Origin of the sequence: Chromobacterium aquaticum, from assembly GCF_021129195.1 — a bacterium.
GTDB classification, from domain to species: domain Bacteria; phylum Pseudomonadota; class Gammaproteobacteria; order Burkholderiales; family Chromobacteriaceae; genus Chromobacterium; species Chromobacterium aquaticum.
Map to the genome: position 1 here is coordinate 16811 of NZ_JAJOHW010000173.1, position 10887 is coordinate 27697.

The window sequence follows — 10887 nt, forward strand, 5'->3', positions numbered from 1 at the left end:
TAGCTCGCGAGATCGTAAACAGGTTCTTAGGAGTCGCTATCCGCCCAGCCGCTGACGCCCAGCGTGGCGGCATTGTCGAACTTGGCGTACTTGCCGACGAAGGCCAGCCGCACCGCGCCGGTGGGACCGTTACGGTGCTTACCGATGATGGCCTCGGCCAGACCCTTCACTTCCTGATTCTCCGGGTTGTAATACTCTTCCCGGTACATGAAGACGATCAAGTCGGCATCCTGCTCGATGGCGCCGGATTCCCGCAAGTCCGACATCATCGGCCGCTTGTTGGGACGCTGCTCCACCGCCCGCGACAGCTGGGACAGCGCGATCACCGGCACTTGCAGCTCCTTGGCCAGGCCTTTCAGGCCGCGCGAAATTTCGCCCAGCTCGGCGGTGCGATTGTCGCCGCGGCCGGAACCCGACATCAGCTGCAAGTAATCGATGACGATCAGGCCCAGCTTGCCGCCGTGCTGGCGCGCCAGCCGGCGCGCGCGCGCGCGCACTTCCAACGCGGTCAGCGCGGCGGTCTCGTCGATATACATCGGCGCCTCGGACAGCTTGCCTATCGCATAGGTCAGCTTCTGCCAGTCGTCGTCGCCCAGCTTGCCGGTGCGCAGCGTATGCTGATCCAGCCGCCCCACCGAACCCAGCATACGCATCACCAGCTGCGCGCCGCCCATTTCCATGGAGAACACCGCCACCGGCAGATGCTGCTCCACCGCCACGTGCTCGGCGATATTCATCGAAAACGCGGTCTTACCCATGGACGGACGGCCGGCGACGATGATCAGATCGCCCGCCTGCAGGCCGGAAGTCTTGGCGTCCAGATCGACGAAGCCGGTGGGCACGCCGGTCACTTCGTCCGGGTTCTCGCGGCTGTAAAGCATGTCGATGCGCTCCACCACTTCCTTCAGCAAGCCCGGCATTTCCAGGAAGCCCTGCTTGGACTTGGCGGTGGATTCGGCGATCTGGAACACCTTGCCCTCGGCCTCGTCCAGCAATTGCGAGGCGTCACGTCCCATCGGCGCGTAAGCGGCCTCGACGATCTCGGTGCCCACCAGCGCCAACTGGCGCATGATGGAGCGTTCGCGCACGATTTCGGCGTAGCGGCGGATATTAGCGGCCGACGGCGTGTTCTGCGCCAGCGTCGCCAGATAGGACAGGCCGCCGACATTGCCCAGTTCGCCATTCTTGTCCAGGCTTTCCGATACCGTCACCACGTCGGCAGGGCGCGCCAGCTCCACCAGCCTGGCCACGTGCTTGTAGATCAGCCGGTGGTCATGGCGGTAGAAATCGGCCTCGGACACCACATCGGCGATCTTGTCCCAGGCGCTGTTGTCCAGCAGCAGGCCGCCCAGTACCGACTGTTCGGCCTCAATCGAATGAGGCGGCGTACGGATCGCCGCCATCTCGCTGTCAAAATTCTCGTACGATTCAGTCATGTAGACTCAAAGTGATAGCGCGGCCAAGCCGCGCGAATGAAGCAAACCGGGTTGAAGCGATCTTGGATTTTAACCCGAAACCGTCACCCGCTGAGCATGCTTGGCCGTGTGAGGAATCAGCAATTCATCCCGGCCACATAGCCGGACGACCACGCCCACTGGAAATTGTAGCCGCCCAGCCAGCCGGTGACGTCCACCACTTCGCCGATGAAGAACAGACCGGGCACCTCGTTGGCCATCATGGTCTTGGACGACAGTGACTTGGTCGACACGCCGCCCAGCGTCACCTCAGCCTTTTTATAGCCCTGGGTGCCATTGGGCTTGACGCGCCAGCCATGCAGCCGCTCAGCCAACTGCTGACGCTGCCGGGGCGACAAATCCTTCAACCGCAGATTGAAGCCCTCGCGCGCCAGCCAGGCCTCGGCGAAGCGCTTGGGCCAGCCGAACTCCGCCAGCGCGTTGGCGATTAATTGCTCGCTGCCGGCCTTTTGCTCCAGCCAGACCGCGGCGTCCGCGTCCGGCAGCAAGTCCAGCTCCAGCTCCATGCCCGGCTGCCAATAGGAAGACACTTGCAGAATCGCCGGCCCGGACACACCCTTGTGCGTGAACAACACGTTCTCGCGAAAGTGGCCCTTGCCGGCGCGCGCCTCCACCTCCAGCGACACCCCGGCCAGCGGCGCGAACGCCTCCGCGTCCTCCACATGGAAAGTCAACGGCACCAGCGCCGGCGTCAACGCCGTCAACTCCAGGCCAAACTGCTCGGCCAACCGGTAGCCGAACGGCGTCGCGCCGATCTGTGGAATCGACAAGCCGCCAGAGGCCACCACCAGCGACGCCGCGCGAAACGCGCCTGCGCTGGTCTCCAGCGTGAAGCCGTCCGCCGTCCGGCTCACTTGCTGGATGGATACCTCCATGCGCCGCTCCACCGCGCCCAGCCGGCACTCTTCGTCCAACATCGCGATGATGCGCTCGCTGCCCTCGTCGCAGAACAACTGGCCCAGTTTTTTCTCGTGGTAGCCGATACCGTGGCGCTCGACCATGGCGATGAAATCCTGCGGCGTGTACTGCGCCAGCGCCGAGCGGCAGAAATGGGGATTGGCCGACAGATAGCAGTCAAAACGCGCGTGCAGATTGGTGAAATTGCACCGGCCGCCGCCGGAAATGCGGATTTTCTCCGCCAGCTTGCGCGCATGGTCCAGCAACAGGACGCGGCGGCCGCGCTGACCTGCTGTAGCCGCGCACATCAGGCCGGCCGCGCCGGCCCCGATGACAATAACATTGTACTGCAATGGAGTTCATCCTTACTTTACTTTTTTAGTCAACTATTGGCGAGCAGCGGTTTAATCCAGTAAACTTGCGGCTAAAGCATCCGCTTATGCGGCGTACTTTCTCAACAAGGAGAGCATAATGGAACACAAACTGCCGGAACTGCCGTACGCGCTGGACGCGCTCGCCCCGCACATTTCCAAGGAAACCCTGGAATTCCACTACGGCAAGCACCATCAGACCTACATCACCAATCTGAACAACCTGATCAAGGGCACCGAGTTCGAAAACGCCTCTCTGGAAGAGATCGTGAAGAAATCCTCCGGCGGCATCTTCAACAACGCGGCCCAAGTCTGGAACCACACCTTCTACTGGCTGGGCTTCGCCCCCAACGCCGGCGAAGAGCGCAAGCCCAGCGGCGCGCTGGCCGACGCCATCAACGCCAAATGGGGTTCCTACGACGAATTCAAGAAAGCCTTCACCCAAACCGCCATCGGCACCTTCGGTTCCGGCTGGGCCTGGCTGGTGAAGAACAACGATGGCTCGCTGGACCTGGTATCCACCAGCAACGCCGCCACCCCGCTGACCACCGACAAGAAGCCGCTGCTGACCTGTGATGTATGGGAGCACGCGTATTATATCGATTACCGCAACAGCCGCCCGAACTATCTGGACAGCTTCTGGAAACTAGTGAACTGGGACTTCGTCGCCAAGAACTTCGCCTGATTTCCCGCTGCGCCGCAGCATCATGCCAAAAGGGACCTCGCGGTCCCTTTTTTGTTGCCCCCACATCGTAAAACAGCGTCTCAGGCTTGCGTGCCTTGCATTCGCTGCCGCAGCGCCGCCACCGCGCGCAGCGCGAAAGCGTAGATGGACAGCTGCGGGTTAGCGCCGACGCTAGTGGGAAACACCGAACCGTCCACCACGGTCAGATTGCCCAGCTGCCAATGCCGCCCCCACTCATCCACCACCCCGCCATCGGCGTCACCCGACATCGCCAAGCCTCCCATCACATGAGCGCTGACCACCTTGGCCAGCAGGGGCTTGAGCGCCAGTCCCCTTATCATGCTGCGGGCCTCGCCCCAGCTGCGCGCCAGGCCGGCCTGCTCATGCACCGTCAGCACCTGCTTGGCGCCGGCCGCGAACTGGATCTCCGCCATGCTCAGCCAGGCGCGGCGCGCGCCCTCCCAAAACACCTCGTTCAGGGGATAATCCAGCACCGGCGAACCATCGTCGCGCAAGCGCACCTCGCCGCCGCGGCTGTCAGGGTGGAAGCCGTCGCGCAGCAAGGCCAGCGTCGCGTGCAGATAGGGCAGCCGGCGCATCAGCGCCGCCTGACCGGCCCCGAGCCCGGGGAAAGTGATGCCGGCCAGCAGCGGGTGAATGGGCGGCACTTCCAGCTTATAGCCCAGCGGCCCATCCAGCGCGTGCGCATGCATGAAGTGGTCGCTGTACACCGTCTGCGGCGCGCCGTTGAACGGCTCCACCGCTTCCGGCATCAGCGCCGCCGACAACAGCACCGGGTGCAGGAAAGTCCGCGTTCCGGTATGGCCGCCCGGATCGATCAGGCCGCTGCGCAGCAGTATGGCCGGCGAACCGATGGCGCCGGCGGCTAATATCACCTGGCCCGCCGTCACCTTGAAACGGCGCCCGGTTTCGCCAACTCCATCCGCCGCCAGGAAATGCCCTTCCACGCCTTCCACCCGGTTCCGCGCCGCATTGGCGCGCAGCCGGTCTACCCGCGCGCGGCTGATCAGCCTGGCGCCATGCTCCAGCGCGGCTGGAATGGTGGTCACCAGCATCGACTGCTTGGCATTGGTGGGACAGCCCATACCGCAATAACCCAGATTCCAGCAGCCGCGCACATTGCGGCGGATGCGCGCGTGAGCAATGCCCAAGGCCTCGCAGCCGCGCGCCAACACCGCATTATTAGGATTCGGGTCCGGCTGCCAATCGGCGATGCCCAGCCGCGCCTCGGCCTGCACGAACCACGGCCGCATCGCCTGCTCGCTCAAGCCGCCTAGGCGATGACGCTCGCGCCACCAGTTCAAGGTGTCCGGCGGCGTGCGAAAGGAACTGGTCCAATTGACCACGGTGCTCCCGCCCACTGCCCGGCCCTGCAGGATGGAAATCCCCTTGTCCGCCGTTTTGCGACAGGCGGACTCCTGATACAGCTCCGGGTAGGCCTTGGCTTCCAACAGACGAAAATCGCGCGAGCTGTACAGCCCCCCCTCCTCCAACAGCAGCACGGCCAGCCCGGCCGCGGCCAATTGCTCGGCGGCCATGCCGCCGCCCGCGCCGCTGCCTATGATTACCACATCGGCGCTCAGCTCCAGATCCGGCTGCATCGCGCCGTCCAAAGCCTTCCAGCCGGCGGCGACGCCGGCCGCCACTGGATCCGGTATCGTCGCGCGGCTCATGGCAGCATCTCCATCACCGCCGCCGGCTGACGGTAGCCCAGTGCCGGCCAACTGGCCGGATTGCCGTACCAGGCCGCGTTCAGCAATTGATGCAAAGCCTGGTAGCCGCTGCGCAACAAGGGGAAGCTACTGCCGCGCCAGCGCCGCAGAAAGGCTGAGATATCGTCCGCCGACGCCTGCCGCCACGGCGTGGACACCCCGGCGATCCAGCGCCGCCCCCAGGGATTGCCCAGCAGATCCAGCAATTGACGCAGTTCGGCCCGCGTCGCTGGCGGCAAGCCGGCCACCGCGCGGTCAACGCCGCGCACCACATCCTCGGGCGGCGCGACGCCCGCCCCCAGAACGGCCGGGGCGATCGCCGCCAGCAGCTGGGCGTCCCGCGGCGTCAAGGCCCGCAGTTTCAAGGGCTTTGCCCAGTCCTCGGCCGGTCCCTCCGGCTGCGGCGAGGCCAGCAGCGTGGCCAGCGCCAGCGCCGCGGCGCCGCCCAGGCCGGTTTGCAGCAGTTGGCGGCGCGTCAGCATTTCAGCGCCCCAGCATCCATTTCAGCAGCCGCTCGACGCCGGCGCCATAAGGCGCGCGCGTCAACGTGGTGCCGGCCCAGCGGCTTTGCCGGAACACCGGCTTGAGCTTGGAGAAGGCCAGGAAGCCTTCCTTGGCATGGCAATGCCCCATGCCGGAAGGACCGACTCCGCCGAAGGGCAGATCGTCCTGCACCACTTGCAAAGCGATGTCGTTGATCGCCACCCCACCCGAAATCGTCTCGCGCAAGGTCTTCTCGATGCGCAGCGCGTCGTTGTCGAACAAATACAAGGCCAGCGGCCGCGGCCGCGCATTGACGTAGGCCAGCGCCTCGTCGAATTTGTCGTAGCTCAGCACCGGCAGGATAGGCCCGAAAATCTCCTCCCTCAGCAGCAGCGCGTCATCCGGGCAAGACTGCACCAGGGTCAGCGGGAATTTGCGCTTGGGACGCCAGTCTTCCGCCTCCGGATTGATCTGCTCCACTTCGGCGCCGGCCGCGCGCGCCTCCTCCAGCCATTGCAGCAGACGCTGACAATGGCGTTCATTGATGATGGAGCTGTAATCGGGATTGTCCGCCAGCGTCGGATAGGCGCGCCGCGCCGCGCCGCGCAACTCGTCCAACAAGGCTTCTTTATCCTTGTCATTGACCAGCACATAGTCCGGCGCCACGCAGGTCTGACCGGCGTTCAGCATCTTGCCGGCGACGATGGCCTCCGCCGCCTGGCGCAGATCGGCGCCCCTGGCGACGATGACCGGGGATTTACCGCCCAGCTCCAGCGTCACCGGCGTCAGGTTTTCCGCCGCCGCGCGCATCACATGACGGCCCACTGCGGTGGAGCCGGTGAAGAATAGATGGTCGAAGGGGAGCCGGGTGAAGTCCTGCGCCAGATCGGCATCGCCGTTGACCACCGCGATCACCTCCGGGCCCAGATAGCGCTCGGCCAGGCGCTGCAGCAGCGCCCCGGTTTCCGGCGTGAATTCCGACATCTTCACCATCACCCGGTTACCGGCCGCCAAGGCCGACACCAAGGGCCCCAGCGCTAGGAACAGCGGATAGTTCCACGGTACCAGCACGCCGATGACACCCAAGGGCTGCGGCATCACGCTATTGCCCGCCGGCTGGAACCACATTGACACGCCGCGCCGTTCCGGTCGCATCCAGCGCCGTAGGCGGCGGCGCGCATAGCGTATCGCCTGCAAGGACGGAAACAGCTCGGCCAGCCGGGTTTCCACCCCGCTGCGGTGGCCGAAGTCGCGGCTGATCGCGTCGACAAACTCCTGGCGATGCTGCTGCAACATGCTTTCCAGGCGCTTGAGCCACTCCAGCCGCTGCTGCAGCTGCGGAAATGGCGACTCGCGGCTGATGCGGTGCAGGCGGGCGAATTCCGCGTGCAGAAGATCATGCTGGCCAGTGGGCATGGTGACGGCATTCATTGTATTATCCTCGGATTGCTGTAGCCGAACGATTGTTTAGAGTCCAGACTCTAAAGCAAGATTATCATCGCCCACCCTCGCTGTCACCTGCTAGCCGCGCCATGTTGATCGATTTTTTCTACGCCCTGCGCAACGCCGGCCTGCCGGTGACGCTAAAAGAATTCCTCACCTTGCTGGAGGCCTTGCAAAAACGCGTCGCCTTCGGCGACCCGGACGCCTTCTACTATCTGGCGCGCACCACGCTGATCAAGGACGAAAAGCATTTCGATCGTTTCGACCAAGTGTTCGGCAGCCACTTCAACGGCCTGTCGCAATCGCTGGACGAGCAAAAGACCGAAATCCCCGAAGACTGGCTGCGCAAGCAGGTGGAAAAATACCTGTCCGAGGAAGAAAAACGCCAGTTGCAGGCGCTGGGCTGGGATCAGTTGATGGATACCCTGCGCCAGCGGCTGCAAGAACAACACGAGCGCCACCAGGGTGGCAATAAATGGATAGGCACCGGCGGCACCAGCCCCTTCGGCGCCTACGGCTACAACCCGGCCGGCATCCGCATCGGCCAGCGTGAATCGCGTCACCGCCGCGCGGTCAAGGTATGGGACCAGCGCGAATTCCGCAATTTCGACGACTCGGTGGAACTGGGCACCCGTAACCTCAAGATCGCGCTACGCCGGCTACGCGAATTCGCCCGCGACGGCGCCGAGGAAGTGCTGGACCTGGACGCCACCATCGCCGCCACCGCCGGCAAGGCCGGCATGCTGGATCTGCGCATGCAGCGCGAGCTGCGCAACGCGGTCAAGGTATTGGTGCTGTTCGACGTCGGCGGCTCGATGGACGACCACGTCAAGGCCTGCGAAGAGCTGTTTTCCGCGGTGAAGTCCGAATTCAAGCACCTAGAGTATTTCTACTTCCACAACTGCGTCTACGAAGCGGTGTGGAAGGACAATGCCCGCCGCCATACCCGCACCCTGCCCACCTGGGACCTGATCCACACCTTCGGCAGCGATTACAAGCTGATCATCGTCGGCGACGCCAGCATGAGCCCCTACGAGATCAGTTATCCGGGCGGCAGCGTCGAGCATATGAACCAGGAGGCAGGCGAAGTCTGGCTGCGCCGTCTGCTCGGCCATTTCAAGCACGCGGCCTGGCTCAATCCGGTGCCGGAGGCGCACTGGGACTACACCCAATCGCTGCACATGCTGCGCCAGCTGATGTCCGGCCGCATGTACGGGCTGACGCTGCAAGGCATAGATCAGGCGATGCGCGCATTGAAGCGCAGCGCGTCTTGAATTTTAACTTTCCGACACAAATTATTACTTGAGCTTGCGGCGGCTTGTGTTCCAGAATGAAATCACAGGGGGCCGCCATAGACGACTTTGCTTCACAGGCCTGTTCGCCGGCTGTCGTCTCCAACCAATAAGTTCGTACTCAAGCCTCGGGGAACCATGCCATGGAAATTTTGCTTTTATTCGCCCTCATCGCCGCTGTGGTCGTCGTTGCCAAGATGCTGAGCGGCCCGGTGGAAGACCAGGACAAGCTGGCCCCGATCCGCATTCGCAACGATCAGGAGCGGCGCCGTCGCTGACCCCGTCCACGCATAAGAAAAGAAAAAGCGCGCCGCTGGCGCGCTTTTTCATTGCAATGGCACTTGGCTCACAGCTCGCGCTGTGGCACCAGCACCGTCCGGTTGCCATTGCTCTCCATCGGGCTGACGATGCCGGCGGCCTCCATTTCCTCGATCAGCCGCGCGGCGCGGTTATAGCCTATGCGCAGATGGCGCTGCACCGAGGAAATCGACGGCTTGCGGGTGCGCATCACGATTTCCACCGCCTCGTCGTAGAGCGGGTCGCTCTCGCTGGCCGCCTGCGCCTTGGCGGTGGCCGCGGCCGACTCCTCCTCCGCCTCGCTCTCGCCGGTCAGCAGCCCTTCCACATAGTCAGGCTCGCCAAATTGCTTCAGATGCTCGACGATGGCGTGCACTTCGTCGTCGGTGACGAAGGCGCCATGCACCCGCTGCGGATAGCCGGTGCCCGGCGGCAGGAACAACATGTCACCCTGGCCCAGCAGGCTTTCCGCGCCCATCTGATCTAGAATGGTGCGGCTGTCCACCTTGCTGGACACCTGGAAGGCGATGCGCGTAGGAATATTGGCCTTGATCAGGCCGGTGATCACGTCCACCGACGGCCGCTGCGTGGCCAGGATCAGATGGATGCCGGCGGCGCGCGCCTTCTGCGCCAGCCGCGCGATCAGTTCTTCGATCTTCTTGCCGGCCACCATCATCAGGTCGGCGAATTCGTCCACCACCACCACGATGAAGGGCAGCGGCTCCAAGGGCTCCGGCGTTTCCGGCGTCAGGCTGAACGGATTGCCGATGCGCTGCCCCATGGCCTCGGCCTCGCGCACCTTGTCGTTGTAGCCGGCCAGATTGCGCACCCCCAACGCGCTCATCAGCCGGTAGCGGCGCTCCATCTCGCCCACGCACCAATTCAGCGCGTTGGCCGCCAGCTTCATATCGGTGACCACCGGCGCGAGCAAGTGCGGGATGTCGTTGTATACCGACAGTTCCAGCATCTTGGGATCTATCATGATGAAGCGCACTTCGTCCGGCCGCGCCTTGTACAACATCGACAGAATCATCGCGTTGACGCCCACCGATTTGCCGGAACCGGTGGTGCCGGCCACCAGCAGGTGCGGCGCCTTGGCCAGGTCCATCGCCACCGGCTGGCCGGTGATGTCCTTGCCCAAGGCCAGCGTCAGCCGCGAACTGGGCAGCTGGAAGGCCTCGGAGGAGAATATCTCCGACAGCCGGATCATCTGTCGCTTGGGATTGGGTAGCTCCAGACCCATGCAGGTCTTGCCGGGAATGGTTTCCACCACCCGGATCGCGGCCAGGCCCAACGCGCGCGACAAATCCTTCATCAGGTTGACCACCTGGTTGCCGCGCACGCCCACCGCCGGTTCCACTTCGTAGCGGGTGATCACCGGCCCGGCATAGGCATCCACCACGCTGACCTTGACCTTGAACTCGGCCAACTTTTCCTCGATGACGATGCCGCGTTCCAGCAGTTCCTCTTCCGAGCAGCTCACCGTCGCCTCATCGGCTGGACGCAGCAAGTCCAGGCCCGGCAAACCATAACCGTCGTACACCGGCCTTGGCTTGGGAGGCGTCGGCTCGGCCGCGCGTTCCACCTCGGCCTGCGCCTGCAGCGCCCAATCGCCGGACTGCGGCGCGGCATCCCAAGGCAGGCTGGTTTCCTCCGGCGCTTCCGCCGTCGTCTCGGCGGCGACAGGGGCGTCGATCAAGACCCAGGGCAGCGGCTTGGCGGCCAACTGCTGCGCCGCCGCGGCCACGGTGGGCGGCTCCGCCGGCACGCTCTCGCGTTGCACCACGGCGGGTTTCTCCTCTTCCTGCACCAGCACCGAGCGGGTCTGCGGCCAGCGCCATGGCGCTGGTTCGGCGGCGCGCGGCGCTTCCGGTTCGTCGATGACCACGACCGGCAGCGGCGCCGGCGACGCGAACGGCGGCCTCTCCGTCATGGAAACCGGCGGCGCGTCGGCGAAGACCTGCGGCGTGAAAACCGCGGACTGCCGCTCGATCGGCGTCGCCATCGGCGGCGCAGTGACCACCTCAAGCTCAGCCGGCGCCTCGGCGGCCAAGCCGGGCGCTATCGCATAGTCCACGATTTCCGGCTCAGGGAAGCTTGCGACAAACACAGCGGACTCGGCGGCGTCGGGCTCGGCGTCGGGCGGCGTCGGCAGCGAGCCAGGGAATTCGACTAGCCCGGCATAGGCGGCAAGCTCGGGCTCCGCTGGCG

At 64.5% G+C, this 10887-nt stretch carries 9 protein-coding genes; 3 read left to right on the forward strand and 6 right to left on the reverse strand.

Annotated features, from left to right (window positions below; all coding sequences use genetic code 11):
- Positions 1 to 26: 26 nt before the first annotated feature.
- Both dnaB and LQT98_RS21940 read right to left on the reverse strand, forming a co-directional pair.
- Positions 27 to 1436, reverse strand: coding sequence for a replicative DNA helicase (gene dnaB / locus LQT98_RS21935; protein ID WP_048410644.1), 1410 nt, complete (start codon positions 1434 to 1436; stop codon positions 27 to 29).
- A 116-nt stretch (positions 1437 to 1552) separates the two neighbouring features.
- Positions 1553 to 2725, reverse strand: coding sequence for a BaiN/RdsA family NAD(P)/FAD-dependent oxidoreductase (locus tag LQT98_RS21940; RefSeq protein ID WP_231465191.1), 1173 nt, complete (start codon positions 2723 to 2725; stop codon positions 1553 to 1555).
- Between the two features lie 118 nt (positions 2726 to 2843).
- Between LQT98_RS21940 and LQT98_RS21945 the strand changes: the two genes are divergently transcribed.
- Positions 2844 to 3428: a superoxide dismutase gene (locus LQT98_RS21945; protein ID WP_048410645.1), complete on the forward strand. Its 585-nt coding sequence runs from the start codon at positions 2844 to 2846 to the stop codon at positions 3426 to 3428.
- 80 nt (positions 3429 to 3508) lie between these two features.
- On the opposite strand, the gene LQT98_RS21950 is transcribed toward LQT98_RS21945, so the two are convergent.
- Genes LQT98_RS21950 through LQT98_RS21960 form a run of 3 tightly spaced genes read right to left on the reverse strand, consistent with a single transcriptional unit; the run spans position 3509 to position 7075 of the window.
- On the reverse strand, positions 3509 to 5122 hold the full coding sequence (locus tag LQT98_RS21950) for a GMC family oxidoreductase N-terminal domain-containing protein (RefSeq protein WP_231465193.1): 1614 nt from the start codon (positions 5120 to 5122) through the stop codon (positions 3509 to 3511).
- Entirely contained in the window at positions 5119 to 5643 is a 525-nt protein-coding gene (locus tag LQT98_RS21955) for a hypothetical protein (protein ID WP_231465195.1), read from the reverse strand. The genes LQT98_RS21950 and LQT98_RS21955 overlap by 4 nt, the downstream gene beginning before the upstream one ends.
- A gap of 1 nt (position 5644) precedes the next feature.
- Positions 5645 to 7075 carry a coniferyl aldehyde dehydrogenase gene (locus tag LQT98_RS21960; protein ID WP_231465196.1) on the reverse strand — a complete coding sequence of 477 codons (1431 nt, stop codon included), beginning with the start codon at positions 7073 to 7075 and terminating at the stop codon, positions 5645 to 5647.
- 101 nt (positions 7076 to 7176) lie between these two features.
- On the opposite strand from LQT98_RS21960, the gene LQT98_RS21965 reads away from it, so the two are divergent.
- The gene (locus LQT98_RS21965; protein WP_231465198.1) at positions 7177 to 8361 is read left to right on the forward strand and encodes a vWA domain-containing protein; all 1185 of its coding nucleotides are present in this window, start codon (positions 7177 to 7179) and stop codon (positions 8359 to 8361) included.
- Between the two features lie 161 nt (positions 8362 to 8522).
- A complete protein-coding gene (locus LQT98_RS24075; protein ID WP_255360815.1) occupies positions 8523 to 8657 on the forward strand; it encodes a hypothetical protein in 135 nt (44 codons plus the stop codon).
- Between the two features lie 68 nt (positions 8658 to 8725).
- Here the strand turns inward: LQT98_RS24075 and LQT98_RS21970 are convergent.
- Positions 8726 to 10887, reverse strand: a 2162-nt coding sequence (locus LQT98_RS21970; RefSeq protein WP_231465200.1) for a DNA translocase FtsK, incomplete at its 5' end; no start/stop codon positions are given.